Below are 26,642 nucleotides of genomic sequence, written 5' to 3'. Positions count from 1 at the left end.
AATTAGCGATATTTCCTGCTTCGCAGCGGTTGTAAAGACTTTCATCCTGCAAAAACGGAATGAGCCGGAGTTTTCAAGATGCCGCAAACCTTCGTTTCCACTGACCGCATCCGTTCGCTTTTCACCGAGGCGATGTCGCAGATGTACCGGACGGAGGTGCCGCAATACGGCACGCTGATCGAACTGGTCGCCGATGTGAATGCCGGCTGCCTCGAACGCGATCCGGCTCTGCGCGAGCGCCTGGCCCGCGCCGGCGAGCTGGAACGCATCGATGTCGAGCGCCACGGCGCCATCCGCCTCGGCACCGCGGACGAGCTTTTCACCATCCGCCGGCTGTTCGCCGTCATGGGCATGCAGGCGGTCGGCTATTACGATCTTTCGGTTGCCGGCGTGCCGGTCCATTCCACCTGTTTTCGGCCGATCGACGAGGCGGCACTCAACGTCAATCCGTTCCGCGTCTTCACCTCACTGCTGCGCCTGGAACTGATCGAAGACGAACGACTGCGCAGCGAAGCCGAGGCTATTTTGGCAAAGCGGCGCATCTATACGCCGCGCGCCGTCGCGCTGATCGAGCGTCACGAGCAGAATGGCGGCCTCACCGAAGCGGAAGCGGCGGAATTCGTCGCCGAGGCGCTTGAAACCTTCCGTTGGCACGGCGAGGCGACGGTCAGTGCCGAAACCTACAAGCGCCTGCACGACGCACATCGGCTGATCGCCGACGTCGTCAGCTTTAAAGGCCCGCATATCAACCATCTGACGCCGCGCACGCTCGATATCGACGCGGTCCAGGCCCGTATGCCGGAACGCGGCATCACGCCGAAGGCCGTCATCGAAGGGCCGCCGCGTCGTCATTGCGATATCCTGCTGCGGCAGACGAGCTTCAAGGCGCTGGAGGAGGCGATCGTCTTTGCCGGTGACGCGGAAGCCGTTCAAGGGACGCATACCGCCCGTTTCGGCGAGATCGAACAGCGCGGCGTGGCGCTGACGGCCAAGGGCCGGGCGCTCTACGACCGGCTGCTCGCCTCGGTTCGCGGCGAAGTGCGGGTCGGCGCCGGTGGCGCCAAGGCCGGCGCTTACGATCAGGAACTCGCCGAGCGTTTCAAGGCGCTGCCGGACAGCTGGGACGAGCTGCGCAGGCAGGGCCTGGCCTTCTTCCGTTATTCCGCCACATCAGAAGGCATTGCCGCCGCGGTCAACGGCACGCTGGCCGGCGATCCGGAAGCGCTGATCGCCAGGGGTCATCTTGTCTTCTCGCCGATCGTCTACGAAGACTTCCTGCCCGTCAGCGCGGCCGGCATCTTCCAGTCGAATCTCGGCACCGACCAGCAGCAGAATTATGCGACGCGCTCGAACCGCGACGCCTTCGAGGCCGCACTCGGCGCCACCGTTCAGGACGAGCTGGCGCTTTATGCCGAGCGCCAGGCAGCCTCGCTGGATGCAGCGATGGAAGCGCTCGGCCTTGCCGGCCAGCAGCTGAAGACCGTTGCGTGAAATGCGCGCTTCAACGCTTCATCATATGGGTTAAACTACCGCGATTTCGTTCCGATCGGACTGAACCATGCTGAATGATCCGCGCTCCCACGGCCTCTGGGAAAAGACCGCAGCCGAACCGCCTGTTACCTCGCCTCTCGCAGGCGCGGTATCGGCCGACGTCGTCATCGTCGGTGGCGGCTACACCGGCCTCTCCTCCGCCCTGCATCTTGCCGAAGCCGGCTCGGAGGTGGTGCTGCTGGAGGCAAAGGAGATCGGTTTCGGCGGCGCGGGGCGCAATGTCGGCCTGATCAATGCCGGCATGTGGGTGATGCCCGACGATCTGCCCGGCGTGCTCGGCCCGCTGCATGGCGAACGCCTGCTCGAGCTGCTCGGCAATGCGCCGAAGCTCGTCATGGAACTGATCGACAGACACGCGATTGCCTCCGAACTCGAACGCAGCGGCACACTGCACTGTGCGGTCGGGGCGGAGGGGCTGAAGGAGATCGAGGCGCGCGCGGCGCAATGGTCGGCGCGCGGCGCGCCCGTGACGCTGCTCGATGCGGCGGAGACGGCCAGACGCATCGGCAGCGACGTCTATACCGGTTCGCTGCTCGACATGCGCGCCGGAACGCTGCAGCCGCTGGCCTATGCGCGCGGCCTTGGCCATGCCGCCGTCAAGGCGGGTGTCGCCATCCATACGTCGAGCCCCGTCATCGCAACGGAGCGCAACGGCAGCCGCTGGACCGTGAAGACGGAAAACGGCGAGGTCAGCGCGGACTGGATCATCGTCGCGACCGATGCCTACAGCACCGGCCCCTTCGAGCAGGTGCGCAACGAACAGGTCTATCTGCCCTATTTCAACTTCGCCACCGTGCCGCTCGGCCACAATCTGCGCCAATCGATCCTGCCGGGACGGGAGGGCGCATGGGATACCAAGGACATTCTGTCCTCCTTCCGCATGGACCAGGCCGGGCGTCTCGTCTTCGGCAGTGTCGGGGCGCTGCGCAATACCGGACTTGCCGTGCACAAGGGCTGGGCCAAGCGCGCCCTGAAACGGCTCTTCCCCATGATCGGCGACGTCGAATTCGAATGCGAATGGTACGGCCAGATCGGTATGACCGACAATGCGCTGCCGCGCTTTCATAAATTCGCGCCCGGTGTCATCGGCTTTTCGGGTTATAATGGCCGCGGCATTGCCCCCGGCACGGTTTTCGGCCGGACACTGGCCGAGCATATTCTCGGCCGGCTTTCGGAAGCCGATCTGCCGCTACCCCTGACCTCGCCCACCGAACCGAGCTTCCGGGCGCTCAAGGAATTATGGTACGAAGCCGGCGCTCAGGTCGCCCACTTCGCCGATGCCCGCTTCTGAGAACCGACAAGCGCTTCTGAGAAGCGAAACTCGCTTCTGGAATAACAAGATTGGAACCACGACAATGAATATCGCCGTCCTCGATCTCGCCACCGAAACCGCCAAGCTGCTCGCTGAACTCGGCGTCGACGCCGGCCGCTATCATGGCGGCACGCTTTCCGTCACCTCGCCGGTGACGGGCAAGGAAATCGGCAAACTCAGGGAACACACCGTTTCCGAGACAAAGGCGGCGATCGAAGAGGCGCACAAGGCTTTCCTCGAATGGCGTTCCGTTCCGGCACCGAAGCGCGGCGAGCTGGTCCGCCTGCTCGGTGAGGAGCTGCGTGCCGCCAAGACCGCGCTTGGCCGTCTCGTCTCGATCGAGGTCGGCAAGATCACCTCCGAAGGTCTGGGCGAAGTGCAGGAGATGATCGATATCTGCGATTTCTCCGTCGGCCTGTCCCGTCAGCTCTACGGCCTGACGATCGCCACCGAGCGCTCCGAGCACCGGATGATGGAAAGCTGGCATCCGCTCGGCGTGGTCGGCATCATCTCCGCCTTCAACTTCCCGGTCGCCGTCTGGTCGTGGAATGCGGCACTTGCAATGGTCTGCGGCAATTCCACCGTCTGGAAGCCCTCGGAAAAGACGCCGTTGACCGCGCTTGCCGTGCAGGCGCTGTTCGAGAAAGCGCTTAAGCGCTTCATCGCCGAAGGCGGCACGGCGCCGGCCAATCTTTCGACGCTGATCATCGGCGGCCGCGAGGTCGGCGAAGTGCTGGTCGATCATCCGAAAATCCCGCTCGTCTCTGCCACCGGCTCGACGGCCATGGGCCGCGCCGTCGGCCCGCGGCTATCGCAACGTTTTGCCCGCGCCATTCTCGAACTCGGCGGCAACAATGCGGCGATCGTCTGCCCCAGCGCCGATCTCGACCTGACGCTGCGCGGCGTCGCCTTCTCCGCCATGGGCACGGCCGGTCAGCGCTGCACGACGCTGCGCCGCCTCTTCGTCCATGAAAGCGTTTACGACCAGCTGGTGCCGCGCCTGCAGAAGGCCTACGGCTCTGTCACCATCGGCAATCCGCTCGAAACCGGCACGCTGGTCGGACCGCTGATCGACGGCCGGGCCTTTGAAAAGATGCAGGCAGCACTCGGCGAAGCGGCTTCGGCCGGCGGCAAGGTGACCGGCGGCCAACGCGTCGACAATGGTTCGGCCGATGCCTTCTATGTTCGCCCCGCGCTCGTCGAAATGCCCGATCAGACCGGACCGGTCGAACACGAGACCTTCGCGCCCATTCTTTACGTGATGAAATACAGCGATTTCGACGCGGTGCTGGCCCTGCACAATGCCGTGCCGCAGGGGCTGTCGTCGTCGATCTTCACCAACGACATGCGCGAGGCGGAAACCTTCGTCTCGGCGCGCGGCTCGGACTGCGGTATCGCCAACGTCAATCTCGGCCCTTCGGGCGCCGAGATCGGCGGCGCCTTCGGCGGGGAGAAGGAGACCGGCGGCGGACGCGAATCCGGCTCCGATGCCTGGAAAGCCTATATGCGCCGCGCCACCAACACGATCAATTACGGCAGCACGCTGCCGCTCGCGCAAGGCGTCAAGTTCGACGTCGAATAAGTGCAATAGCGAGAGAGGCGGCGCTCGCACAGCGCCGCCTCTCTTTGACTGAATTGGGATTCATTCCCTCGCAATATGAAATATTTGGTCAAGATATTGTGATGTTTTTTTCCTGACGACCAAACTTGAAATAGGTAGTCAAGAAAAATATACGCCTCTTACCCCCTCGGGGTGACATTGCCATGGAGGCCATCATGACTACTGCTCTTAATCGTTTTTCCCAGGTGCTGGCGTTTGCCGCATCGCTTCTCTCCGCCACGGCGCTTGCTGGCATCGCCGATGCGCAGGATGAAGGCCTCGTCGTCTACAATGCCCAGCACGAAAGCCTGGGCCGCGAATGGATCGATGCCTTCACCAAGGAGACGGGCATCAAGGTCACTATGCGCCAGGGCAGCGACATGCAGTTCGCCAACCAGATCATCCAGGAAGGCGACGCCTCGCCGGCCGATATCTTCCTGACCGAGAATTCGCCGGCGATGACACTGGTCGACGGCGCAGGCCTCTTCGCGCCGGTCGAAAAGGACACGCTGGATCAGGTTCCCGATCAGTACCGCCCGGCCGACGGCATGTGGACCGGCATTGCCGCCCGCACCACCGTCTTTGCCTATGACAAGACGAAGCTCACCGAGGACAAGCTGCCGAAGTCGATGCTCGACCTCGCCGATCCGGCCTGGAAAGGCCGTTGGGGTGCGGCGCCGGCCGGCGCCGACTTCCAGGCGATTGTCGCGGCGCTGCTGCAGCTCAAGGGTGAAGACGCCACCAAGGCATGGCTGAAGGGCCTCAAGGACAATGCCACCCCCTACAAGGGCAATAGCGTCGCCATGAAGGCGGTCAATGCAGGCGAAGTTGAAGGCGCGATCATCTATCACTATTACTGGTTTGGCGATCAGGCCAAAACCGGCGAGAACAGCAAGAATGTCGGTATCCATTACTTCAAGAACCAGGATCCGGGCGCTTTCGTCAGCGTTTCGGGTGGCGGTATCCTAAAATCCACCCAGCACATGAAGGACGCCCAGGCCTTCCTGAAGTTCATCACCGGCAAGGCCGGCCAGGCCGTTCTGAAGGACGGCACGTCCTACGAATATGCCATCGGCAAGGACGCAGCCTCCAACGGCAAGCTGGTCCCGCTCGCCGATCTCAACGCGCCGAAAGTCGAGGCTTCGACGCTGGACAGCAAGAAGGTCGTGGAGCTGATGACTGCCGCCGGCCTGATCTGACACTTCTGCCGCAGGCTTGCAGCAGCCAAAACTATTGCTTTTGGCTCAAGAAAACCTTAGGGCATGACGAAATCCGGCAACCGTCCTTCAAAGGCGGTTGCCTTCCTTTTTCAGCGTGTAAAGGCATCGGCCTTGCTGCAGGACAACAGATTGCTCGCATCCGGTAGCGAGGCGCCGGCCGCGCCGGGGACCGTGCGAATGGTTTTGCCGCGCGGGCGCATACCGCACGCATCCGTCATGCTCCTCGCCACCGTGGTCGCGCTGTTCAGTCTCGTGCCCCTCGGCTTCATCGGCTGGATCACTTATGATGTCGGCTGGGAAACCGTGAAGGCGCTCGTCTTCCGGTCGCGCGTCGGTGACCTCCTCATCAATACGGTTCTCCTGGAATCGATCACCATTCCGCTGTCGATCGCGCTGGCCGTGACGCTTGCCTGGCTGACCGAGCGGACGGATGTTCCTTTCGCCAGGCTGTGGGCCTGGCTGGCGATCGCGCCGCTCGCCGTGCCGGCCTTCGTGCACAGCTATGCCTGGGTCAGCCTCATTCCCGGCATGCGCGGCCTGCAGAGCGGCATCTTCGTTTCGGTGATCGCCTATTACCCCTTCCTCTATCTGCCGGTCGCCGCAGCCTTGCGCCGTCTCGATCCGGCCATCGAGGATGCCGCCGCCTCGCTCGGCCTCAATCCCTGGCGTGTCTTCTTCCGCGCCGTGCTGCCGCAGCTGAGATTCGCCATCTGCGGCGGGTCGCTGCTGATCGCGCTGCACCTGCTTTCGGAATACGGTCTGTTCGTCATGATCCGGTTCGACACTTTTGCGACGGCGATCGTCGACCAGTTCCAGTCTTCCTACAACAGCCCGGCCTCCAACATGCTCGGCGGCGTGCTCGTCGCCTGCTGTCTTTTCCTGCTTGGCCTCGAAGTGCTGCTGCGCGGCAACGAACGTTATGCCCGCGTCGGCGCCGGCTCACCGCGTCCGGCCGATCGCCGGCGTCTCGGCTGGTTCGTGGTGCCGGCCATCGCGCTGCCCGTCGTCCTGGCGGTGCTGACGCTCGGCGTGCCGCTGGTGACGCTTGGCCGCTGGCTCTATCTCGGCGGCAGCGAGATCTGGCGTATCGAGGTCGTCAGCGCCTTCGCGCAGACGATCGTGCTTGCCCTTGCCGGCGGCGTGCTGGCGACGATAGCCGCGGCCCCGATGGCGTGGCTGTCGGTGCGTGCACCCGGCCGCTTGCAGCGCCTGCTCGAAGCCTGCCACTATTATGTCGGCTCGCTGCCGGGTGTGGTCGTGGCGCTGGCGCTGGTGACGATCACCGTGCGCCTGATGCTGCCGCTCTATCAGACCTTCGCAACCCTGCTCGTCGCCTATGTGATGCTTTTTCTGCCGCGCGCCATGGTCGGGCTGCGCACCAGCATCGCCCAGGCGCCGGTGGAGTTGGAGCGCGCCGCGATGGGTCTCGGCCGCACTCCCGGCCAGGCGGTGCGGCAGATCACCATGCGGCTTGCAGCGCCCGGGGCCGCCGCCAGCGTGGCGCTCGCCGCACTCGGCATCACCAATGAACTCACGGCGACGCTGATGCTTTCGCCCAATGGCGTCGATACGCTGGCGACGAAATTCTGGTCGCTGACCAGCGAAATCGATTATGTCTCCGCCGCCCCCTACGCCTTCATGATGATCGTGCTGTCGCTGCCGCTCACCCTGACGCTCTATACGCAATCGAAACGGACCGCCGGCCAATGACGATGCTTACGATCGAGAACATCAGCAAGCGTTACGGGCCGGTCCAGGCGCTGAAGGATATTTCCCTCGAAGTGCAGGCGGGCAGCCGCACCGCCGTCGTCGGGCCGTCAGGTTCGGGCAAAACGACGCTGCTGCGCATCATTGCCGGCTTCGAGCAAGCCGACGCCGGCAGGGTGACCCTGGATGGCGACGTGCTGGCGGACGGTCCGGCCGCGGTGCCGGCCCATAAGCGCGGTATCGGCATCGTCTCGCAGGACGGAGCGCTGTTTCCGCATCTGAGCGTTGCCGAGAATATCGGCTTCGGTTTCGAGAAGGGGGCTGTGGATCGCGAGAAGCGCATCATCGATCTGCTCGATATGGTCGAGCTCGATCGCGGCATGCTGGCGCGGCGCCCGCACCAGCTTTCCGGCGGCCAGCAGCAGCGCGTCGCGCTTGCCCGCGCGCTCGGCCGTAAGCCGCGGCTGATGCTGCTCGACGAGCCGTTCTCGGCGCTCGATACCGGCTTGCGGGAAAACATGCGCAAGGTGGTGGCGCGCGTGCTGCAGGCAGCTGGCATTACCGCCGTTCTGGTGACGCACGATCAGGAAGAGGCGCTGAGCTTTGCCGATCAGGTGGCGGTGTTAAGGGAAGGGCGGCTGATCCAGGCCGGATCGCCGCAATCATTGTATCTGCATCCCAGGGATCGCGAGACGGCGCTGTTCCTCGGCGATGCGGTGTTGCTGCCCGCCATCATCCGAAACGGCCAAGCCGATTGCGCCCTCGGCCGCGTCGCGGTCGACGGCAGCCGGCAGGGCAAGGCGGAGATCATGCTGCGGCCCGAACAGATCCGTGTCATTGCCGATGAAAGCGATCGCGATCATGGTGGACGTGTCGTCGAGGTGGAATTCGGCGGCGCGGTCTGCACCGTTGCCGTTTCGCTCGATGGCGTTGCCCTGCCGCCGATCCGGATCAAGACCTCGAGCGTCGCCCTTCCCTCGCGCGGCGATCTCGTTCGCCTCGATATATCAGGCAAGGCGCATGTCTTCGAACGGTAAAGCGCGTCGCATCGAATTTGATGCATGCGAAGCGCTTTAGTTCTTTGTTTTATGCATGTCGTTACCCCGGAACCGCTGCACACTTCCGGGCGACATGCATTGCTCAGCCGACCTTGCGTATCAGCTCTTCCGGTTCGATGCCTTCGAGCCAGCCGCCGGCAAAACCGGCGCGCTCGAGTCCGAGGCGGATGACCGGCGACTGCCGCATCAGTCTCCAGATGAAGTCGGAACGCTCGTTTTCGACGGTCATGACGACAAGACCCTGGTCGATGCCGACGGTGCGATCGTCGACCCAGCCTTCCGGCCGCTTGGTCTTGACCGTCGGGTTGAAGCCGCCGGGAAAGCCGCCCTCCAAGAGCAGGTTGGGATAGTTGGTCAAAAGTGCCTTGGTGCCGTCGAGAGCCGCCTGCCGGTCGTAGGGCAGGCAGGCGAGGGCCGCCCAGGGCGCGATCGTCCCGTCATCCGGGCCAAGCGGCGCACCGCGCGCGGCATAACCCAGAACCTTCGGCTGGCGGCCGCCGCGCATGCGCCGGGTCGGCGGCGGGCCGTCGCAAGCGGAAAACCCCCAGATATTCCTGTTGTAGCCGACGAACTGGCCGGGATTGCGCTCGGCATAGTCACGCTGGACGTTGATGACCACCTGCGTGTTGCGGAAATAATCCCAGTTCCGCTCCGCCATCGGCCTGTCCCGAATGCCGCGGAGATCAATCCAGGCATGGGAGAACAAATGGATGAACAGCGGGCCGGCATAGAGATAGGGCTGTTCGCCGTGCATCATCCAGGAATAGCTTGACGTGAAGGCGTCGTAGCACGATTGCGGGATGGGATGCGTCGGTGATGCCAGCGCCAGGGCATAAAGGATGATCGCCTCGTCGAAGCCGTGATAGCGCCAGCGCAGAAAGCCCGACGAGGGCTTCCAACCCATGGAAATGGTGTCGCCCTTGTTCAGCGCCCAGCGCCAGTCGACGCGTTCGTAGATGAAGGTCGCGAGCTCACGGATTTCGGTCTCGGTCTCATCCTGGCGATCGAAATATTGCGCTGATGTCAGGATACCGGCAACGAGCAGAGCGGTGTCGATGGTCGAAAGCTCGCTGTTCCAGGCGCGGTTGCCGGTGTCCATGTGCAGGAAATGGTAGAAGAAGCCGCGGTGGCCGGTCGCATGACGTTCCTCGCCCTGGCGCGCCTCGGCAAAGAAACGCAGCGTATTGACCGTGCGTTCGGCCGCTTCCTTGCGGGTGATCCAGCAGCGTTCGGCACCAACGGTATAGGAGGAAAGCGCAAAGCCGACGGCCGCGATGCTCGCCGGCACGCCGCCGATCGAGGTATCCGCCACTAGGCCATTCTCGGGATTGGAATATTTTAGGAAGTACTTGAATGCCGAATACTGCAACCTGTCGACCAGGGCGGCATCAATGTCTTCAATCCGTTGCAGCATAGGCTCCTACCCAACTGTTGCATCGCCCCCATGGTTGAACATGAGGGCCGTCCCCCGGCAAATCAAACCTTTTTGATTCGCAAGGATAAGAGAACACAAACGACGGGTATCGGTCGTTAACAATTATCGGTGAAATAATATCTAGCATAAGTCATATAAGCGGTGCAGCAAAAAGAGGGCGCCGCGCCGCGGCGGCACAGCTTATCTCCGCCAATGCTTATTGCCTTACAGCGCCCTGCAAGGCGGTCGCCTATCGGCCGATCGCATAGGCCTGCATCAGCCGCGGGGTAGCTGCGGCGCGCATCAGCCCGTCGGCATCGCGCCGTGCGGCAGTCAGCCGGCCGATCGTCCAGGCGTCGGTAATCGTCAGCTTGTGACCCTTCCGCGCGAGCGCGCCGAGCACATCCGAGCCAAAGCTCTCTTCCGCCATCAGGTTGCCGGGTTCGCGGGTGCGCGGATAGAAGGAGCTCGGAAAATGGGCGGTATGAAAGAGCGGCCGATCGATCGCCGCCTGCAGGTTCAGCTTGTGATTGACATGGCGGAGGAAGAAGGAAAGCTGCCATTGCTCCTGCTGATCGCCGCCCGGCGTGCCGAAGGCAAGGGTCGGGCGGCCTTCATAGAGGCCGAGTGACGGCGTCAGCGTCGTGCGCGGCCGTTTCCCCGGCGCAAGCGAGGTCGGCAGGCCCGGCTTCAGCCAGAACATCTGCGCCCGGGAGTTGAGGCAGAAGCCGAGGCCGCGCACGGTCGGCGAAGACTGCAGCCAGCCGCCGGACGGGGTAACGGAGACCATGTTGCCGTCGCGATCGATTACGTCGATATGCACGGTGTCGCCGCGCTTTTCGGACAGATGCGCCATGGTGGGCTCGTAGACGGCGCCGGTCTTGGAATGGGCGCCGAGCATATTCATCGTCAGATCACGCTGTGCCTCGAAGCCCGGAACGATGCCGGGGCGAAGATCGAGGGAGGCGTCTGCGCCGATCAGCTTGCGGCGTTCGGCAGCATAGGTCTCCGACAGCAGATGCGCGACGGGGATCTCGGAAAAACCGGGATCGCCGTAATAGACCTCGCGGTCGGCGAAGGCGAGCTTCATCGCCTCGACGACGGTATGAACGAACTCGGCCCCATCCGGGTTCATCGCGGCGAGGTCGAAATCTTTCAGGATCGACAGCGCCTGCAGGAAGACGGGACCCTGGCCCCAGGGACCGGTCTTGGCGACGGTCCAGCCGTGATAATCATAGGTCAGCGGTTCCTCGGTCGTTGCCGACCAGTCCGCCATGTCGTTGGCGGTCAGCACGCCCCTGTGGCGGCTGCCGCTTGCGTCCATCACTTCGGCGGTCTTCAGATAGGCGTCGATCTTTTCGGCGATGAAGCCGCGATAGAAAGCGTCGCGGGCCGCCTGCACCTGTGCTTCCCGATCGCTTTTTGCCTCGGCTTCGGCAATGACGCGCTTCCAGGTTTCGGCGAGCGCCGGATTGCGGAAATTCGCCTGCGCTTCGGGGATACGTCCGCCCGGCAGCCAGGTCTCGTGGGATGTCGGCCATTCCTTTTCAAAGAAAGCCGCAAGTCCCTTGATGGTCGCTGAGACGCGCGGCAGCAAGGGATGGCCGTGCTCGGCGTAAAAGATCGCCGGTTCCAGCACCTCGCGCACGCTCATCGTGCCGTAGTCGCGCAGCATCAGCATCCAGCCGTCGAAGGCGCCGGGAATGACCGTTGCAAGCAGGCCATCACCCGGGATCAGCGTGAGGCCTTCGCGCCTATAGTGCTCGATCGTCGCGCCCGCGGGTGCAGGCCCCTGGGCTGAGATGACCTCGACCTTGTCCTTCTTCCTGGAATAAATCACCGCCGGCAGATCGCCGCCGGGGCCACAGAGATGCGGCTCGACGATCTGCAGCACGAAGCCGGTCGCGACCGCGGCATCGAAGGCATTGCCGCCCTTTTCGAGAATGCTCATACCGACCGCGGAGCCGATCCAGTGGGTCGACGTGACGACGCCGAACGTGCCGAGAATTTCAGGTCGGGTCGTAAATCCGGTCATGCCGAACATCCTTTTTGGGAATTATCTCGCCGGCTTCGGTGAAATCTCAAGCCTGCGGTGACCGCGCGGAGAGGAAGACCTGCGGCTCGAAGGCAAAATCCTTGTCGAAAGGATAGGTTGGATGCTGTTTGCGCAGACGCGGCAGGCGCTCGACGAACTGATCGACCACGCCCTCCGACAGTGCCATGAGGTTCGGATTGGCAATCGGCGCCAGTTCCGGCGAAAGATAACCGGATTTGACGACGATGATCTTGGCGGCATGCGGGTCGAGACCCAGCCGCGTGAAATCGACAATATTGTGGTAGGGCCGCCGTTTGGCCGACAGCACGAGATCGATGCCGCCGGTCGAAACCACCGCCTGGCGGTCGGCCGGATCCGACGTTTCGTGCAGGAACCGGATGATGAAACGGGCCATGACCGGCTTGCTGCCCTTGGTATCGAGCGAGGCGCCGACCCTGAGTTCCAGCTCGGTACCCACGCCGGCGGCGTAACAGGCTGCGGTCGCCGCCTTGTCGGTGATGCCGGCGAAGACGACGCCGCTGGCGTTTCTGGAAATCAGCTCGGCCAAGACGTCGGCTCGGTCCCCGACGCCTCCGCCGGTCGGGTTATCGCCGGATTCGGCGAGCACGACAGGAGCCGTCGGGCTGGCGATCGCCCTGGCGACGCATTCCTCGACCGATCCGGTCTCGCAGCCGAAGACAAAATTTTCACGGGCATCCCAATAGGCTTTTGCGAGACGTCGGGCCTCGCGCTCGAGCACGGCCCGATCGGTGCCCGTCATGATCGCGGCAGCCGTGGCGCGCGGCTCGTCGGCCCAGACGTAGCCGACCATCAGCGACGCATCCCAGACACCATCAATCGCATCGATTTCGGGCAGCATGGCATAGAGGCTCTTAGCCGGCTCATCGACGGTGCTCGTGCGTTCGCCCGGCAGCACGACCGGGATCGGCGCCCAGAGAACAACCGGCTTCATGCCTGTTTTCAGGCTCCTTACCAGCATGGAGACCGAGCGGCGCATCGTCTCCTCGACATCGATATGCGGCGCAGTTCGATAGGTCGAGTAGATGTCGAGCGCATCGATGATGCGCTGGGTGACATTGCCGTGCAGGTCGTAGCTTGCCGAAACCGTACATTGCTCGCCGACCAGAGCGCGGGCCGCACAGATCCAGTCGCCTTCGGCATCCTCCATGCCGTCCACATACATGGCGCCGTGCATGGCGAGGTAGAGGCCATCGAGCGGCAGCAGCGGCTTCAGCCGCTCGAGGAATTCGCTCTTGAACGCCTCATAGGTGGCACGCGAAACCGGCCCGCCGGCAATGGCCCGGGCATGGATCGTCGGGAGGAATTCGCCATCATAGTCCCTCAGGAAGGCGAAATAGGCCGAATCCAGCAGCCCCTCGCCGCGCAACACCCGAAAATCCCTCTCTTCGTTCAGCACGGGATTGTATGTGCTGCACTCGATATGAATGCCACCGACGGCGATGCGCATGGGAAACCTCGGTTGATATGGGAGCAATCAGAAAGCAGGGGTGGCGGTGAACTGGAGATCGGGCGGCGTCGATCCGACGATCGCGCCGCTCTCTGATCCTGATGATAGTTCGCAAAACGAACCGATCAACCGCAATAAAGGACAAATTTCATTCGAGTGTCAGCCGGCATCGATGACCCGGAATCACCTCATGAAGGTTCCGGGAGGCGCGATGGAGACTAGTGGATTGGATAAAGTCGCTTACCACCCGCAAAGCGACCGCGACGTCGGCGTCAGGCGGGCGACATCGATCCGGCGCCAGCACTGGCTGTTCATCCGCGGATAAATCTCGACTATCCAGATCGGATTCTGCCGCAACCGGTTCTGGTAAGCGGCCGCCGCGTTTTAATCCGGATGACATTCGAACCAAACGAAGACCGTTTCTCCCTCGCGAACCGGCAGCCGCGTAAAGCCGTTGCTGCGTCGCTCGGTCATGAACAGCGCGTCGATACGCGCACCGGCGGCCAGCATGATGGGGAGCGCATTGTCGCGGAAGAACCCGGAAAAACGTCCTCCGCTCCGGGTGCGAGCGAGCAGATATTGACGACGACCAGTCCTTTTGCGCGGTCATCCTCGGCATATTATGTGGAAAGGCAGAACGCCCTCCACTGGCTTCAGCAGCAGGACATTGTCCGAATTGAGCATTAGATAATGGCGGAGAGGGTGGGATTTGAACCCACGATACCCTTGCAGGTATGCCGCATTTCGAGTGCGGTGCATTCGACCACTCTGCCACCTCTCCGCGGTCAGGTCGGCGCTTGTTCGGCGCGGGCGTTCTCATAACGAGCCTATGACAGGTTGGCAAGCCGAAATCTCAAGCTTTTCCATCCTTTTGCCTTGACACCTTTCTGTCACTCGCGTATCCCGCATCCGCAATAGGAGTGGAGTAATCCGCCCCTTGCCCGCCCCGCGTTCGCGCGGGGTTTCACCGGCAGACCAGAATTCCGGGCTAGCTCCCTGAAATCCCTGCTTAACCTAGACTGATAAAAAGACGGCCACCTGCTCCGATGCGGGGAGCGCCGGAACGAACATGAAAGGATAAAAAATGTTCGCAGTCATCAAGACCGGCGGTAAACAGTACCGTGTGGCAGCCAATGACGTGCTGACCATCGAAAAGCTGGAAGCCACCGCTGGCGATTCCATTGAATTCACCGAAGTGCTCGTGATCGGCGAAGGCGCCGACGCTGCGATCGGTGCGCCCTTCGTAACCGGCGCCTCTGTCAAGGCAGAAGTCGTCGAACAGAACCGCGGCAAGAAGGTCATCGCCTTCAAGAAGCGCCGCCGTCAGAATTCGAAGCGTTCGCGCGGCCATCGTCAGCATCACACGGTCGTCCGTATCACGGACATCGTGGCTGCCAAGTAAGATCAACGGGACAAGGTTTAAAGGAGAACTCCAATGGCACACAAAAAAGCTGGCGGTTCCTCGCGCAACGGTCGCGATTCCGAATCCAAGCGCCTTGGCGTGAAGAAGTTCGGCGGCGAAGCCGTCATCGCAGGCAACATCCTCGTGCGTCAGCGCGGTACGCAGTGGCATCCGGGTTCCAACGTCGGCCTCGGCAAGGATCACACGATTTTTGCGCTTACCGCCGGCAATGTGAACTACCGAACGAAGGCCAACGGTCGCGTATACGTGTCTGTCATGCCGAAAGCGGAAGCAGCGGAATAAGCCGGTAGCGCTCAAAAACAGCCGGCGTCTCATCGACCCGGCTGGCCGTACCAGGTTCAGTCCAGAAAACAGGGGAGATGGGGCGCCATCTCCCCTTTTTCTTTGTCCAAACAGGAGGACTGAACATGCAAGGCGAATTGTTGAGGGCAGACCAATCACGGTCTCCCCGGGAAGACCAGCGGTCTCCCGTAGAACGGCTGAGGCCTGAACGGTTAAGGACCGATTGCCCTGTCTTGTTATCGGAAAGGCTCGTCATGCGCGCGCCCCACGAAGAAGACATCGACGCCCTTGCCCATCTCGCCAACAACGCCAAAGTCGCCACCATGGTATCGCGTATGCCGCACCCCTATACCGCCAATGATGCCGCCGACTTTGTTTGGCGTACGCGAAATGGCGAGATTGGTAAGTGCGTCTATGCCATCACCAAAGCCGAAAACGGCGCCTTCATCGGCTGCTGCGGCGTGGAACCGCATACCGACGGCAAAACCGTCGAGATCGGTTACTGGCTGGGCGAGCCCTATTGGAACCAGGGCTATACGACCGAGGCCTGCCATGCCCTGGTCGATATGGTGTTCAGGACCCGTCAGGACGTCGACCAGATCGACGCCCGCTGCCGGGTGATGAACGTCGCCTCGCGGCGCGTCATCCAGAAGTGCGGCTTCCAGTTCCAGGGCTCGGGGCTTGCCGCCTCGCTGGCGCTCGGCAGCAACGTGCCTGTGGAATGGTACAGGCTCGACCGCAAGACCTGGATGTCGCTGAGAAGCTGGGGGAACATCGCATGAGCACGACCGCGCTGCAAAGGCCGGACACCAGGCCGATGATGCCCGGCCCCGCGCCTGTCATCTCGACATCACGGCTGACGCTCCGCCCGCACAGGCTGAGCGATGCGCCTGCGATCGCGGAATCGCTTTCCGATTTCGCGGTCACGCGCATGCTGTCCCGCGTTCCCGCGCCCTTCGACCGGCAGGATGCGCTCGACTGGCTGATGCCGGTCACCTCGGGCACCCTGCCCGACTGGCCCCTGGCAATCACCGGTCAGGACGATGTCCATATCGGCAACGTCTCGATCGAGCTGCGCCATGGCCGCTGGCACCTCGGCTACTGGCTGAACCGCTACTACTGGCGGCGCGGCTATATGAGCGAGGCGGTGGCGGCGATCATCGAGCGCTTCTCGCGCCGCATGCCGGAGACGCCGATCCATTCCGGCGTCTTCGCCGACAACCCGGCTTCGCTGCGGCTGCAGGAAAAGCTCGGGTTCCGCATGACGGGTTGCGGCGAAATCTATTGTTTCGCCCGCAACACCATGGTGTCGCACATCGAAACCGTGCTGCAGCCGGGCATGCTGCAACCGCGGAAGGTTGCCTAATCGAAGAAAAAGAGACGCCGCCACCCGCGGCGTCTCGGTCAATCGCTGATCTCGACCCAGAGCGGGAAATGATCGGAGCCGACGGATTGCGTGTCGATCCGGGCGGATTTCAACCGGCTCACGAGGCCGCAACTGACAAAGCAATAATCGAGATGCATGCGTTTGCCGTGATCCTCGGGATCCATCCAGCTGTAGCTCTCGGAGCGGTAAGCTTCGAGCGCCGCAAAGGCGTCGACCGGCGTGCCGATCCTGGCGACGCGGCCGTAATATCCGCCGACAGCACCGGCAAGCGCGCAATATTCCGGCGATTCCGGCTCCATGTTGAAATCGCCCAGAATGAGGTAATCCTCCGGCAGCGGCGGCTCCGGCAGATCGAATTCGGCCGCTCCCGTCAGCGACCCGCCCTCCTGGACGAAAGCATTGATATGCGTGTTCAGGAATTGCAGCTGGCGGATGCGTTCGTCGGGAGAAACGTGGTCGAGATGGACGGAGTAGACGCGGATCGCGCCCCCGGGCGCTGTGATGACCGCCTCGGTCGCGCCGCGCTGCGGGTTGATCTTGCCGAGCGTGCGGCTGCGCGGCAGAAGCAGCGTCCGGGTCGAGGCGATCGGCCAGCGCGACAGCACCATATTGCCGAACTGAAAGCGCGTGCCGGGTGCCGGCGCGGGCTTGCCGTGATCAGCCTCGACATGCAGGTCGCAGGCCGGCCCATATACCCAGAAATGGTCGGGAAAGAGGGCGGCAATATCGGCGACCATGTCGGCAAAACCGTTGCGCAAGAAGCCGCGGGTCACCTCCTGCAGCGCGATGACGTCGGCGCCTTCGAGGCTCCTGGCGATGCGCGCGAGATCGTATTTGCCGTCGAGACCGAAGCCGTACTGTATGTTATAGCTCGCAAAATTCACGATAATCTTTGACCTCCGTCGGAACCGCCTATATCGAATGGGCCAAGACGGGCCGTCCAACTGCCACCGGATACTGGAAGTAAAATGAAATTTCTCGACGAAGCAAAGGTCTATATCCGATCCGGAGACGGCGGCGCGGGCAGCGTCTCCTTCCGGCGCGAGAAATTCATCGAGTTCGGCGGCCCCGATGGCGGTGACGGAGGACGCGGCGGCGATGTCTGGGTGGAGACGGTCAACGGCCTCAATACGCTGATCGATTTCCGCTACCAGCAGCATTTCAAGGCGACGATCGGCACCCATGGCATGGGCAGGAACCGCACCGGCGCCAATGGCAGCGACGTGACGCTCAAAGTGCCTGTGGGAACCCAGATCTTCGAAGAAGACCGGGAAACGCTTATCTGCGATCTCACCGTCGAAGGCCAGCGTTACTGCCTCGCCCATGGCGGCAATGGCGGCTTCGGCAACGCCCATTTCAAGACCTCGACCAATCAGGCGCCGGATTGGGCCAATCCCGGCCTGCCCGGCGAGGAAAAGACCATCTGGCTGCGGCTGAAGCTGATTGCCGATGCCGGTCTCGTGGGCCTGCCCAATGCCGGCAAATCGACCTTCCTGGCGTCGGTCACCCGCGCCCGGCCGAAAATCGCCAACTATCCCTTCACCACGCTGCATCCCAATCTCGGCGTCGCCACCATCGACGAACGGGAATTCATTCTGGCCGACATTCCCGGCCTGATCGAAGGCGCCCATGAAGGTGTCGGCATCGGCGACCGTTTCCTCGGCCATGTCGAGCGCACCCGCGTGCTGCTCCACCTCGTCTCCGCCCAGGAGGAAAAGGTCGGCAAAGCCTATAAGACGGTCAAGCACGAACTCGAAGCCTATGGCAATGATCTCACCGAGAAGCCGGAGATTGTGGCGCTGTCGCAGATCGACGTGCTCGACGAGGCCGAGTTGAAAAAGAAGACGAAGGAATTGGCCAAGGCCTGCGGCAAGACCCCGTTCCAGATTTCGGCCGTCACTGGCAAGGGCATGACCGAGGTCCTGCGGGCGCTGCGCGATATCATCGTCGAAGAAAATGCCGAGGAAAAGCCGGCCAAGGTGCCGAAGCTCAGGCATCGCGACATGATCGTCTCCGAAGAGGACACGGGCGAGGATGGGGTCGATGACCAACCGTAAGCCGCTCGGCCGCTACCGCCGCATCGTCATCAAGATCGGCTCGGCCCTCCTCGTCGACCGCAAGGCCGGGCTGAAAAAGGCCTGGCTCGACGCCATGTGTGCCGACATTGCCGGACTGAAGGCCAAGGGGATCGATGTGCTCGTCGTTTCCTCGGGCGCGATCGCGCTCGGCCGCTCGGTGCTCGACCTGCCTTCCGGCGCGCTGAAGCTCGAGGAAAGCCAGGCGGCCGCCGCCGTCGGCCAGATCGCGCTCGCGCGTGCCTGGTCGGAAAGCCTGTCGCGCGACGAGATCGTCGCCGGCCAGATCCTGTTGACGCTCGGCGATACCGAAGAGCGCCGCCGCTATCTCAATGCGCGCGCCACCATCAACCAGCTTTTAAAAATCGGCGCCGTGCCGATCATCAACGAAAACGACACGGTCGCGACCAGCGAAATCCGCTATGGCGACAATGATCGCCTGGCGGCCCGCGTCGCGACGATGACCGGCGCCGATCTGCTCATCCTTCTTTCCGATATCGACGGTCTTTATACCGCGCCGCCGCATCTCGATCCGAATGCGGCCTTCCTGGAGACGATCGCCGAAATCACCCCTGACATCGAGGCGATGGCCGGGGGTGCGGCATCCGAGCTTTCACGCGGCGGCATGCGCACCAAGATCGATGCCGGCAAGATCGCTACGACATCGGGCTGCGCCATGATCATCGCCTCCGGCAAGACCGACAGCCCGCTGTCGGCAATCGAAAACGGCGCCCGCTCCTCCTGGTTCGCACCCTCGGGCACGCCGGTGACCGCCCGCAAGATCTGGATCGCCGGACAGCTGCAGCCGGCCGGCGAACTGCATGTCGATGACGGCGCCGTCGTCGCCCTCGGGGCCGGCAAGAGCCTGCTTCCAGCCGGCGTGCGCAGCGTTTCCGGCCTGTTCAGCCGTGGCGATACGGTGGCGATCGTCGGCCCTGAAGGTCGCGAGATCGCCCGCGGTCTAGCAAGCTACGATGCCGAGGACGCCCGCCGGATCGCCGGCCGCAAGTCGGCCGAGATCGCGGCCATTCTCGGTTATGCCGGCCGCGCCGCCATGGTCCATCGCGACGACATGGTGATGACCACACAGATCAGACAGAAATTGGAAAGGCAGAGGAAGGACGCGGCCCATGCCTGATACCGTTGCGCTAAGCCCTGACATTGACGCGCTGATGAACGACATCGGCCGCAAGGCGAAGGCTGCCGCACGACCGTTGGGCTTTGCACCCACCGAGGCGAAGAACCGCGCCTTGCACGCCATGGCCGATGCCATCCTGGCCAACAGCGCCCATATTCTTGCCGAGAATGCCAAAGACCTGAAGGACATCGAAGGCAGCGAGACGCTCGCCTCCTTCGTCGACCGGCTGACGCTGAACGACAAGCGCATCGCCGAGATGGCCGAGGGAATCCGCGCCATCGCCGCCCTTGCCGATCCGGTCGGCGAAGTCATCGCCGCCTGGGACCGGCCGAATGGCCTCAAGATCGAGCGCGTCCGCACGCCGCTCGGGGTCATCGGCGTCATCTTCGAAAGCCGGCCGAATGTGACGGCGGATGCCGGCGCCCTCTGCCTCAAGGCCGGCAATGCCGTGATCCTGCGCTGCGGCTCAGATTCACGCCGTTCATCGCAGGCTATCCATGCCTGCCTCGTCGACGGCCTGAAGGCGGCTGGACTCCCAGAGCATGCTATCCAACTTGTTCCGGTCACCGACCGCGCCGCCGTCGGCGCCATGCTGCGCGGGCTGGACGGCGCGATCGATGTCATCGTGCCGCGTGGCGGCAAAAGCCTGGTAGTCCGCGTTCAGAGCGAGGCCCGCGTGCCGGTCTTTGCCCATCTCGAAGGCCTTTGCCATATCTATGTCGATGCTTCCGCCGACATCGAGATGGCGAAGCAGATCGTCGTCAATGCCAAGATGCGCCGCACCGGCATTTGCGGCGCGGCCGAAACCCTGCTTGTCGACGGTGCGGCGATCGGCACGCATCTGACGCCGCTGCTCGACGTCCTCACCGAAGCCGGCTGCGAGATCCGTGGCTCCGCGACGGTGCTGAAGGTCGCCCCCGGCATCAAGCCGGCGACCGAGGAAGACTGGACGACCGAATATCTCGACGCGATCATTTCTGTCGCCGTCGTCGACGGCATATCGGGCGCGATCGCCCATATCCAGACCTATTCCTCGAACCACACCGAGGCCGTGATCGCCGAGGACCCTGCGGTGGTCGAGCGTTTCTTCACCGAAGTCGATTCGGCGATCCTGCTGCACAATGCCTCGACGCAATTTGCCGATGGCGGTGAGTTCGGCATGGGGGCGGAGATCGGCATCGCCACCGGCAAGATGCATGCGCGCGGCCCCGTCGGCGTCGAGCAGCTCACCTCCTTCAAATACCGGGTGCGCGGTGCCGGACAGACCCGACCTTGACGTGACGACGGAAAATCTGGATCGGCGCTACCTCCGCATGCCGCACAGCGAGCGCGGCATGGTCATCGGCCTGTTCGGCGGATCGTTCAATCCGCCGCATCAGGGCCACGCGCTTGTTGCCGAGATCGCCATCAAGCGGCTCGGCCTCGACCAGCTCTGGTGGATGGTGACCCCGGGCAATCCGCTGAAGAGCCGCAACCAGCTCGCACCGCTTGCCGAACGCATTGCCGAAAGCGAGCGTGTCGCCGCCGATCCGCGCATCAAGGTCACCGCCTTCGAACAGGCACTCGGCGTCAGCTACACCGCCAATACGCTAGCCCGCATCAAGGCCCGCAATCCGCATGTGCATTTCATCTGGATCATGGGCGCCGACAGCCTGCAGACCTTTCACAAATGGCAGAAGTGGCAGGAGATTGCCCGCACCTTCCCGATCGCCGTGATCGACCGGCCGGGCGCGACACTCTCCTATCTCTCCTCGAAGATGACGCGGACCTTCGATTTCGCCCGCATCGACGAGGACGATGCGCGCGTGCTCTGGAAGAAACCGGCGCCGGCCTGGACGTTCATTCACGGACCACGGTCCGGCCTGAGCTCGACGGCAATCCGCAACGGTTCGCTGCCGGGCAGCTCCAAATAGGCTAAATCTTAGGGAAATCCCAAAAACGAGAAAGCCCGACGGGGGAGGAGATCCGTCGGGCTTATAATCTCGATCGACAACTGGGAGGAGGAGTGTTGTCGATCCTGTCGAACGGCTTATGGGAGGAGGAGAAAGCCGTTGCGATGAGTGTGTTGTACCACATTCCTGAGAAAGGTGAATATCGATTTGTGCAATGCAGCAATGCTGGCGGTGCAACACTGAGGCCGAGAGGCTCCGACTGCTGCCGATTTTATCGGCAAGGCGGACGAAAATGGCCATTGTCCCGGCGGGTTCTTGCGGTTTGTCGCGGGCTTTCCCAGCCATATCAGTACCGCCGAATCTCCTGTTCTCGAAACAGCCATGCGCTTCATAAACAACGTGGATCCTCATCGTCAACAACAGGGTTATATTTCCTTGGATATATCCCTAGCCAAAACCCGAGCATCGTTATATTCGTCAAGATATTTCGAATCCTGGGACAGAATCATGCAGAACCGCCGCCAATGGATGAAACTGACAACCGCCGCGATCGCGGCTCTCTGGCTTGGCGCGGCAGCGCTGCCGGCTCCGGCAGAAGCCGCCGAAAAGCTGACCGTCTTTGCGGCGGCAAGCCTCAAGGACGCGCTCGATGCCGCCAACGCCGCCTGGGCCAAGGAGAGCGGCAAGGAAGCCGTCGCCTCCTATGCGGCAAGCGGCGCACTCGCCAAACAGATCGAAAACGCGGCCCCTGCCGATATCTTCATCTCGGCCGACCTCGACTGGATGGATTACGTCGCCAAGAAGAACCTGATCAAGGCCGACAGCCGCACCAAGCTGCTTAGAAACCGGATCGTGCTCGTTGCCGAAAAGGACAAGGCCAACCCGGTCGAGATCAAGCAAGGCTTCGATCTTGCCGGTCTGCTCGGTGACGGCAAGCTGGCCATGGGTGAGCCGAAATCGGTCCCGGCCGGCAAATACGCCGTGGCCGCGCTCGAAAAGCTCGGCGTTTGGACATCGGTCGAAACCAAAGTCGCCGGCGCCGAAAGCGTGCGCGCCGCCCTTGCCCTGGTCTCCCGCGGCGAGGCGCCCTATGGCATCGTCTACCAGACGGACGCAACGGCCGATAAGGGTGTCGCCATCGTCGGCACCTTCCCGGCCGATTCCCACCCGCCGATCATCTATCCGGTCGCCATTCTTGCCGAGAGCAGGAACCCGGACGCCGCAGCCTATCTCGACTTCCTGAAATCCGACAAGGCAGCCGGCTTCTTCACAGCGCAGGGATTTACCGTTCGCAAGTGACTGAGGGGGCGAAATGATTGCGGAATCAACAACGACGGCTTAGCGTGAGGCTAACGGAGCCGGCCTATTGCTCTTTCGTCATGCTCGGGCTTGTCCCGAGCATCTGCATCCGTTTGATAGGGCAGCAGATCCTCGGCACAAGGCCGAGGATGACGCGGAGTAAAAGGCAAAGTGAGCCTCAGCGAGCCTTCGATTTCGTGGAGACAACTGCGTTTGGATATGTTCGGCCTGAGCGATGAAGAATGGACGGCGATCCTGCTCAGCCTGCGCGTCTCGGTCGTCGCCATGCTGGCGAGCCTGCCCCTCGGCATCCTGGTCGCTTTGCTGCTTGCCCGCGGCCGTTTCTGGGGCAAGTCGGTGCTGAACGGCATTGTTCACCTGCCGCTGATCCTGCCCCCCGTCGTCACCGGTTTTCTTCTCCTCATCCTCTTCGGCCGCCGTGGTCCGATCGGCAGCCTGCTCGACCAGTATTTCGGCATCGTCTTTTCCTTCCGCTGGACGGGTGCGGCACTCGCCTGCGCCGTCATGGCCTTTCCGCTGATGGTGCGCAGCATCCGTCTGTCGATCGAGGCGGTCGACCGCAAACTCGAGGAGGCCGCCGGAACGCTGGGGGCCGGTCCGATCCTGGTCTTTCTGACGGTGACGCTGCCACTGACCCTGCCCGGCATCATCACCGGCATGATCCTTTCCTTCGCCAAGGCGATGGGCGAATTCGGCGCGACAATCACCTTCGTCTCCAACATTCCCGGCGAGACCCAGACCTTGGCGTCCGCCATCTATACCTTTACCCAGGTGCCCGGCGGCGATGCCGGCGCGCTGCGCCTGACGCTCGTCGCCGTCATCATTTCCATGACCGCCCTGCTCGCCTCCGAGTTCCTCGCGCGTTTCGCCGGCCGAAGGATTGATCCGGAATGACGTTGATCGTCGAGGCAAAACAGAGACTCGGCGGGTTCTTTCTCGACGCCGCCTTCACATCCGAAGGCGGCGTGACCGCGCTGTTCGGACGCTCCGGCTCCGGCAAGACCTCACTGATCCGCATCATCGCCGGCCTCGCCCGTCCGGACGAGGGCCGCGTTATCCTTGACGGTGAAACCCTGACCGAAACCAAAGCCGGCCTCTTCGTTCCGAAACACCGCCGTCATTTCGGTTATGTCTTCCAGGAGGCGCGACTGTTCCCGCATCTCAGCGTCCGTGCCAATCTTTCCTACGGCCGCTGGTTCGCGCCAAGACCTGCAGGCGGCGAGAGCTTCGATCACGTCGTCGACCTGCTCGGCATCGAGACGCTGCTGGATCGCAGTCCCGCCAAACTTTCCGGCGGTGAGAAGCAGCGGGTCGCGATCGGCCGCGCCCTTCTCTGCTCGCCCCGGCTGCTCTTGATGGACGAGCCGCTGGCCGCCCTCGACGAGGCGCGCAAGGCCGAGATCCTGCCCTATCTCGAGCGATTACGGGATCAGACCGAAATCCCGATCGTCTATGTCAGCCATTCGATCGCCGAGGTGGCGCGGCTCGCAAACAAAGTGGTGGTCATGCGCGACGGCAGGGTGGAGGCGGTCGGCCCGGCCGTCGACATTTTGAGCCGCGCCTCTGCGGCCTTCGACCGGAAAGAGGCGGGCGCGCTGCTGCAAGGAATCGTCGACAGCTTCGACGCGCGTCACCATCTCTCGACCGTCGCCCTCAAATCCGGTCGGCTGCATATCCCCGGCGCGGCACTCGCGCCCGGCAGTCCGGTCCGCATCCGCATCCCGTCGCGCGACGTCATGCTGGCGACGGCAAGACCGGAGGGGCTCAGTGCCCTCAACATTGTCGAAGGCAGGATCGAACAGTTATTTCAGGATGCGGACGGAACGGTTGAAATCCGGCTCGACTGCGGCGGCGATAGCATCCTCTCGCGCATCACCGCGCTCTCCTGCGAGCGCCTCGATCTTCGACCCGGCAAGACCGTCTTCGCCGTCATCAAGACGGTTGCCCTGGAACAGGATGATTTTCGGCCCGGTCAGCCTAAAATCTGAATCCTGTTCTGAATTAAAGGTTTAGAGCATGATGTCGTCCGAAAACCGCTCACACTTTTCGGCATCATGCTCTGGAGGTTTAGCCGTGCCCATCCCGCCGCGGGTTGCGCTTTGCCTCGAGCCAGGCAAGGTCCTCGGCAAGGCTCGCTTGCAAAATGCTTTCCATCCGGCGAAACCGCGCCAGCAATTGCTCGCCGAACGGCGTCAGCGCCGCACCGCCGCCCTTCTGGCCGCCGCGTTGTGATTCCACCACCTGTTCGCAGAACATCCGGTTCATCTCGCTGACCAGCAGCCATGCCCGGCGATAGGACATATCCATCGCCCGCCCGGCTGCGGAGATCGATCCGGTCACGCGGATGTGTTCCAGCAGTTCCATCTTGCCGCGTCCGAGCCGATCCTCATCCGGGAAGCTGATTCGCAAGATGGGAACGAGTGTTTTTGCGGCCGGATCGGTCATTCGAATCTGCAGATGGTGGAATTTCCGGCACTTTACGCTCCGGCCAGGAAACTGTACACCGCCCGGACAAGCAGCGAGGGCAGCAATATAGTTCAATTCGGTCGCCAGATCGGATTTTCCGCCGCTCCGTACGTTAGCACGTCTTGAAACATTAATGGTTTGATGCCTATCTTAACCATGATCCGGTCGTGATCGGATCTCGTGTTGTGCATGGCTTGTCATTCCAGGAAAGGGAAAGCACTGACAACAGTACACGCCAAGGGAAAAACGCTCGCCGTTCTCCCGAAGAGCGCAGAACGTGGCGCCGATGCCGCTGCCCGCGCCCTAGAAGCCGTCCTCGCCAGCCTCGAGGACTCCAAAGCCGAAGATATCGTCACCATCGACATTGCCGGAAAATCGGCGCTGGGAGACTACATGATCGTCGTCTCCGGCCGCTCGAACAGGCATGTCATGGCGATCTCGGACCACCTGCTCACCGATCTCAAGGACGATGGCTTCGGTACGGCCCGCGTCGAAGGTCAGGAGGGCGGTGACTGGATCCTGATCGACACCGGTGACATTATCGTGCATGTGTTCCGTCCTGAAATTCGAGAGTTCTACAACATCGAAAAGATGTGGGCGGCTCCCGATATGGATGAAGAGACACGGCACTGACAGGCGGTCCGGCATTCTGACCGGCGCCTGAGACGTGGCATTGACTGGCTGGGAAACATCGTATGCCGGCCGGTGGGCGCTTCGTGCGCCGCAGATGCCTCATGAGCGGGAGCGGGTGAATGCGCGTTGGTCTTTTTGCGGTGGGACGGCTGAAATCCGGCCCCGAAAAGGATCTTGCGACCCGTTATTTTGATCGTTTCGCCAAGGCCGGCCCTGCGGTCGGCCTCGAACTTGCCCGTATCGCCGAGGTAGCCGAAAGCCGCGCTTCCAATGCGGAGACCCGCAAGCGCGAGGAGGCGGCGATGCTGTTGAAATCGCTTTCCGAAGGCAGCGTCCTTATTCTTCTCGACGAACGCGGCAAGGCGCTCGACAGCGAAGCCTTCGCAAATCTGCTCGGCGCCTATCGCGACCAGGGCAAACGCGAGCTGACGATCGCGATCGGCGGCGCCGACGGCCTCGATCCCGCGCTCTACGATCGTGCCGACGCCACGCTCTGCCTTGGCAAAATGACCTGGCCGCACCAGCTCGTCCGCACGCTGATCGCCGAGCAGCTCTATCGCGCCGTCACCATACTGTCCGGCCATCCCTATCACCGCATCTGAGATGTTCCACGTGGAACTCAAGTCTTTGACGATGCGTC

Annotated in this window: 26 protein-coding genes and 1 tRNA gene; 21 read left to right on the top strand and 6 right to left on the bottom strand. The window is 62.7% G+C overall.

Going from position 1 to position 26,642, the window contains the following annotated elements:
* Positions 1 to 78: 78 nt before the first annotated feature.
* The 6 genes from hglS (at position 79) to K6M89_RS21095 (ending at position 8,427) form a co-directional block, all read left to right on the top strand.
* The gene (gene hglS, locus K6M89_RS21120; protein WP_222140842.1) at positions 79 to 1,491 is read left to right on the top strand and encodes a 2-oxoadipate dioxygenase/decarboxylase HglS; all 1,413 of its coding nucleotides are present in this window, start codon (positions 79 to 81) and stop codon (positions 1,489 to 1,491) included.
* A 67-nt stretch (positions 1,492 to 1,558) separates the two neighbouring features.
* Complete coding sequence (locus tag K6M89_RS21115; protein WP_222140841.1) at positions 1,559 to 2,842, top strand: NAD(P)/FAD-dependent oxidoreductase; 1,284 nt, start codon at positions 1,559 to 1,561, stop codon at positions 2,840 to 2,842.
* Between the two features lie 64 nt (positions 2,843 to 2,906).
* Complete coding sequence (gene amaB / locus K6M89_RS21110; protein ID WP_222140840.1) at positions 2,907 to 4,445, top strand: L-piperidine-6-carboxylate dehydrogenase; 1,539 nt, start codon at positions 2,907 to 2,909, stop codon at positions 4,443 to 4,445.
* Positions 4,446 to 4,639: 194 nt separating this feature from the next.
* Positions 4,640 to 5,662 carry an iron ABC transporter substrate-binding protein gene (locus K6M89_RS21105; protein ID WP_222140839.1) on the top strand — a complete coding sequence of 341 codons (1,023 nt, stop codon included), beginning with the start codon at positions 4,640 to 4,642 and terminating at the stop codon, positions 5,660 to 5,662.
* Between the two features lie 63 nt (positions 5,663 to 5,725).
* The gene (locus K6M89_RS21100) at positions 5,726 to 7,393 is read left to right on the top strand and encodes an ABC transporter permease (protein ID WP_222140838.1); all 1,668 of its coding nucleotides are present in this window, start codon (positions 5,726 to 5,728) and stop codon (positions 7,391 to 7,393) included.
* On the top strand, positions 7,390 to 8,427 hold the full coding sequence (locus K6M89_RS21095) for an ABC transporter ATP-binding protein (protein WP_097583160.1): 1,038 nt from the start codon (positions 7,390 to 7,392) through the stop codon (positions 8,425 to 8,427). The genes K6M89_RS21100 and K6M89_RS21095 overlap by 4 nt, the downstream gene beginning before the upstream one ends.
* Before the next feature lie 103 nt (positions 8,428 to 8,530).
* On the opposite strand, the gene K6M89_RS21090 is transcribed toward K6M89_RS21095, so the two are convergent.
* The 3 genes from K6M89_RS21090 to K6M89_RS21080 all read right to left on the bottom strand — a co-directional run bounded on the left by K6M89_RS21090 (position 8,531) and on the right by K6M89_RS21080 (position 13,386).
* Complete coding sequence (locus K6M89_RS21090) at positions 8,531 to 9,862, bottom strand: glucoamylase family protein (RefSeq protein ID WP_222140837.1); 1,332 nt, start codon at positions 9,860 to 9,862, stop codon at positions 8,531 to 8,533.
* A 250-nt stretch (positions 9,863 to 10,112) separates the two neighbouring features.
* Complete coding sequence (locus tag K6M89_RS21085) at positions 10,113 to 11,897, bottom strand: gamma-glutamyltransferase family protein (protein WP_222140836.1); 1,785 nt, start codon at positions 11,895 to 11,897, stop codon at positions 10,113 to 10,115.
* Between the two features lie 46 nt (positions 11,898 to 11,943).
* The gene (locus K6M89_RS21080) at positions 11,944 to 13,386 is read right to left on the bottom strand and encodes a M81 family metallopeptidase (RefSeq protein ID WP_222140835.1); all 1,443 of its coding nucleotides are present in this window, start codon (positions 13,384 to 13,386) and stop codon (positions 11,944 to 11,946) included.
* A 40-nt stretch (positions 13,387 to 13,426) separates the two neighbouring features.
* On the opposite strand from K6M89_RS21080, the gene K6M89_RS21075 reads away from it, so the two are divergent.
* Both K6M89_RS21075 and K6M89_RS21070 read left to right on the top strand, forming a co-directional pair.
* Positions 13,427 to 13,711, top strand: a complete 285-nt coding sequence (locus tag K6M89_RS21075) for a hypothetical protein (RefSeq protein ID WP_222140834.1) — start codon at positions 13,427 to 13,429, stop codon at positions 13,709 to 13,711.
* A gap of 68 nt (positions 13,712 to 13,779) precedes the next feature.
* A complete protein-coding gene (locus K6M89_RS21070; RefSeq protein WP_222140833.1) occupies positions 13,780 to 14,073 on the top strand; it encodes a hypothetical protein in 294 nt (97 codons plus the stop codon).
* A 4-nt stretch (positions 14,074 to 14,077) separates the two neighbouring features.
* Here the strand turns inward: K6M89_RS21070 and K6M89_RS21065 are convergent.
* Positions 14,078 to 14,167, bottom strand: a tRNA-Ser gene (locus K6M89_RS21065).
* A 303-nt stretch (positions 14,168 to 14,470) separates the two neighbouring features.
* Between K6M89_RS21065 and rplU the strand changes: the two genes are divergently transcribed.
* The 4 genes from rplU (at position 14,471) to K6M89_RS21045 (ending at position 16,457) form a co-directional block, all read left to right on the top strand.
* Positions 14,471 to 14,788, top strand: coding sequence for a 50S ribosomal protein L21 (gene rplU / locus K6M89_RS21060; protein ID WP_003543907.1), 318 nt, complete (start codon positions 14,471 to 14,473; stop codon positions 14,786 to 14,788).
* Positions 14,789 to 14,821: 33 nt separating this feature from the next.
* A complete protein-coding gene (rpmA, locus tag K6M89_RS21055) occupies positions 14,822 to 15,091 on the top strand; it encodes a 50S ribosomal protein L27 (protein WP_003567620.1) in 270 nt (89 codons plus the stop codon).
* A 125-nt stretch (positions 15,092 to 15,216) separates the two neighbouring features.
* Positions 15,217 to 15,873, top strand: a complete 657-nt coding sequence (locus K6M89_RS21050; RefSeq protein ID WP_222140832.1) for a GNAT family N-acetyltransferase — start codon at positions 15,217 to 15,219, stop codon at positions 15,871 to 15,873.
* Positions 15,870 to 16,457: a GNAT family N-acetyltransferase gene (locus tag K6M89_RS21045; protein ID WP_097583146.1), complete on the top strand. Its 588-nt coding sequence runs from the start codon at positions 15,870 to 15,872 to the stop codon at positions 16,455 to 16,457. Before K6M89_RS21050 ends, K6M89_RS21045 begins: the two co-directional genes overlap by 4 nt.
* 38 nt (positions 16,458 to 16,495) lie before the next feature.
* Here the strand turns inward: K6M89_RS21045 and K6M89_RS21040 are convergent, their stop codons facing one another.
* Entirely contained in the window at positions 16,496 to 17,362 is an 867-nt protein-coding gene (locus K6M89_RS21040; protein WP_222140831.1) for an endonuclease/exonuclease/phosphatase family protein, read from the bottom strand.
* An 84-nt stretch (positions 17,363 to 17,446) separates the two neighbouring features.
* Between K6M89_RS21040 and obgE the strand changes: the two genes are divergently transcribed.
* The 7 genes from obgE (at position 17,447) to modC (ending at position 24,891) form a co-directional block, all read left to right on the top strand.
* The gene (gene obgE / locus K6M89_RS21035) at positions 17,447 to 18,535 is read left to right on the top strand and encodes a GTPase ObgE (RefSeq protein ID WP_097583141.1); all 1,089 of its coding nucleotides are present in this window, start codon (positions 17,447 to 17,449) and stop codon (positions 18,533 to 18,535) included.
* Positions 18,522 to 19,691, top strand: coding sequence for a glutamate 5-kinase (proB, locus tag K6M89_RS21030; protein ID WP_097583139.1), 1,170 nt, complete (start codon positions 18,522 to 18,524; stop codon positions 19,689 to 19,691). The genes obgE and proB overlap by 14 nt, the downstream gene beginning before the upstream one ends.
* Positions 19,684 to 20,967, top strand: a complete 1,284-nt coding sequence (locus K6M89_RS21025; protein ID WP_222140830.1) for a glutamate-5-semialdehyde dehydrogenase — start codon at positions 19,684 to 19,686, stop codon at positions 20,965 to 20,967. Before proB ends, K6M89_RS21025 begins: the two co-directional genes overlap by 8 nt.
* Positions 20,968 to 21,004: 37 nt before the next feature.
* Positions 21,005 to 21,604, top strand: a complete 600-nt coding sequence (locus K6M89_RS21020; protein ID WP_245443237.1) for a nicotinate-nucleotide adenylyltransferase — start codon at positions 21,005 to 21,007, stop codon at positions 21,602 to 21,604.
* Positions 21,605 to 22,090: 486 nt separating this feature from the next.
* Positions 22,091 to 22,882 (top strand): molybdate ABC transporter substrate-binding protein, encoded by a 792-nt coding sequence (gene modA / locus K6M89_RS21015; protein WP_222140829.1) that lies wholly within the window; start codon positions 22,091 to 22,093, stop codon positions 22,880 to 22,882.
* A 213-nt stretch (positions 22,883 to 23,095) separates the two neighbouring features.
* The gene (modB, locus tag K6M89_RS21010) at positions 23,096 to 23,797 is read left to right on the top strand and encodes a molybdate ABC transporter permease subunit (protein ID WP_222140828.1); all 702 of its coding nucleotides are present in this window, start codon (positions 23,096 to 23,098) and stop codon (positions 23,795 to 23,797) included.
* Positions 23,794 to 24,891 (top strand): molybdenum ABC transporter ATP-binding protein, encoded by a 1,098-nt coding sequence (gene modC / locus K6M89_RS21005; RefSeq protein WP_222140827.1) that lies wholly within the window; start codon positions 23,794 to 23,796, stop codon positions 24,889 to 24,891. The genes modB and modC overlap by 4 nt, the downstream gene beginning before the upstream one ends.
* Before the next feature lie 79 nt (positions 24,892 to 24,970).
* Here modC and K6M89_RS21000 read toward each other — a convergent pair whose 3' ends face one another.
* On the bottom strand, positions 24,971 to 25,348 hold the full coding sequence (locus K6M89_RS21000) for a winged helix-turn-helix domain-containing protein (RefSeq protein WP_097583125.1): 378 nt from the start codon (positions 25,346 to 25,348) through the stop codon (positions 24,971 to 24,973).
* Between the two features lie 210 nt (positions 25,349 to 25,558).
* Between K6M89_RS21000 and rsfS the strand changes: the two genes are divergently transcribed.
* Both rsfS and rlmH read left to right on the top strand, forming a co-directional pair.
* On the top strand, positions 25,559 to 26,002 hold the full coding sequence (gene rsfS / locus K6M89_RS20995; protein ID WP_097583123.1) for a ribosome silencing factor: 444 nt from the start codon (positions 25,559 to 25,561) through the stop codon (positions 26,000 to 26,002).
* 119 nt (positions 26,003 to 26,121) lie between these two features.
* Positions 26,122 to 26,604: a 23S rRNA (pseudouridine(1915)-N(3))-methyltransferase RlmH gene (rlmH, locus tag K6M89_RS20990; protein WP_097583121.1), complete on the top strand. Its 483-nt coding sequence runs from the start codon at positions 26,122 to 26,124 to the stop codon at positions 26,602 to 26,604.
* Positions 26,605 to 26,642: the final 38 nt, after the last annotated feature.

Origin of the sequence: Rhizobium croatiense, from assembly GCF_019793465.1 — a bacterium.
Lineage (GTDB): Bacteria > Pseudomonadota > Alphaproteobacteria > Rhizobiales > Rhizobiaceae > Rhizobium > Rhizobium croatiense.
This window is presented reverse-complemented; position numbering and strand designations above follow the sequence as displayed.

Bases quoted from the DNA above. Each gene is read 5' to 3' on its own strand.
- hglS (WP_222140842.1), top strand. From the start codon at position 79: ATGCCGCAAACCTTCGTTTCCACTGACCGCATCCGTTCGCTTTTCACC.
- K6M89_RS21115 (WP_222140841.1), top strand. From the start codon at position 1,559: ATGCTGAATGATCCGCGCTCCCACGGCCTCTGGGAAAAGACCGCAGCC.
- amaB (WP_222140840.1), top strand. From the start codon at position 2,907: ATGAATATCGCCGTCCTCGATCTCGCCACCGAAACCGCCAAGCTGCTC.
- K6M89_RS21105 (WP_222140839.1), top strand. From the start codon at position 4,640: ATGACTACTGCTCTTAATCGTTTTTCCCAGGTGCTGGCGTTTGCCGCA.
- K6M89_RS21100 (WP_222140838.1), top strand. From the start codon at position 5,726: ATGACGAAATCCGGCAACCGTCCTTCAAAGGCGGTTGCCTTCCTTTTT.
- K6M89_RS21095 (WP_097583160.1), top strand. From the start codon at position 7,390: ATGACGATGCTTACGATCGAGAACATCAGCAAGCGTTACGGGCCGGTC.
- K6M89_RS21090 (WP_222140837.1), bottom strand. From the start codon at position 9,862: ATGCTGCAACGGATTGAAGACATTGATGCCGCCCTGGTCGACAGGTTG.
- K6M89_RS21085 (WP_222140836.1), bottom strand. From the start codon at position 11,897: ATGACCGGATTTACGACCCGACCTGAAATTCTCGGCACGTTCGGCGTC.
- K6M89_RS21080 (WP_222140835.1), bottom strand. From the start codon at position 13,386: ATGCGCATCGCCGTCGGTGGCATTCATATCGAGTGCAGCACATACAAT.
- K6M89_RS21070 (WP_222140833.1), top strand. From the start codon at position 13,780: ATGACATTCGAACCAAACGAAGACCGTTTCTCCCTCGCGAACCGGCAG.
- rplU (WP_003543907.1), top strand. From the start codon at position 14,471: ATGTTCGCAGTCATCAAGACCGGCGGTAAACAGTACCGTGTGGCAGCC.
- rpmA (WP_003567620.1), top strand. From the start codon at position 14,822: ATGGCACACAAAAAAGCTGGCGGTTCCTCGCGCAACGGTCGCGATTCC.
- K6M89_RS21050 (WP_222140832.1), top strand. From the start codon at position 15,217: ATGCAAGGCGAATTGTTGAGGGCAGACCAATCACGGTCTCCCCGGGAA.
- K6M89_RS21045 (WP_097583146.1), top strand. From the start codon at position 15,870: ATGAGCACGACCGCGCTGCAAAGGCCGGACACCAGGCCGATGATGCCC.
- obgE (WP_097583141.1), top strand. From the start codon at position 17,447: ATGAAATTTCTCGACGAAGCAAAGGTCTATATCCGATCCGGAGACGGC.
- proB (WP_097583139.1), top strand. From the start codon at position 18,522: ATGACCAACCGTAAGCCGCTCGGCCGCTACCGCCGCATCGTCATCAAG.
- K6M89_RS21025 (WP_222140830.1), top strand. From the start codon at position 19,684: ATGCCTGATACCGTTGCGCTAAGCCCTGACATTGACGCGCTGATGAAC.
- K6M89_RS21020 (WP_245443237.1), top strand. From the start codon at position 21,005: ATGCCGCACAGCGAGCGCGGCATGGTCATCGGCCTGTTCGGCGGATCG.
- modA (WP_222140829.1), top strand. From the start codon at position 22,091: ATGCAGAACCGCCGCCAATGGATGAAACTGACAACCGCCGCGATCGCG.
- modC (WP_222140827.1), top strand. From the start codon at position 23,794: ATGACGTTGATCGTCGAGGCAAAACAGAGACTCGGCGGGTTCTTTCTC.
- K6M89_RS21000 (WP_097583125.1), bottom strand. From the start codon at position 25,348: ATGACCGATCCGGCCGCAAAAACACTCGTTCCCATCTTGCGAATCAGC.
- rsfS (WP_097583123.1), top strand. From the start codon at position 25,559: ATGGCTTGTCATTCCAGGAAAGGGAAAGCACTGACAACAGTACACGCC.
- rlmH (WP_097583121.1), top strand. From the start codon at position 26,122: ATGCGCGTTGGTCTTTTTGCGGTGGGACGGCTGAAATCCGGCCCCGAA.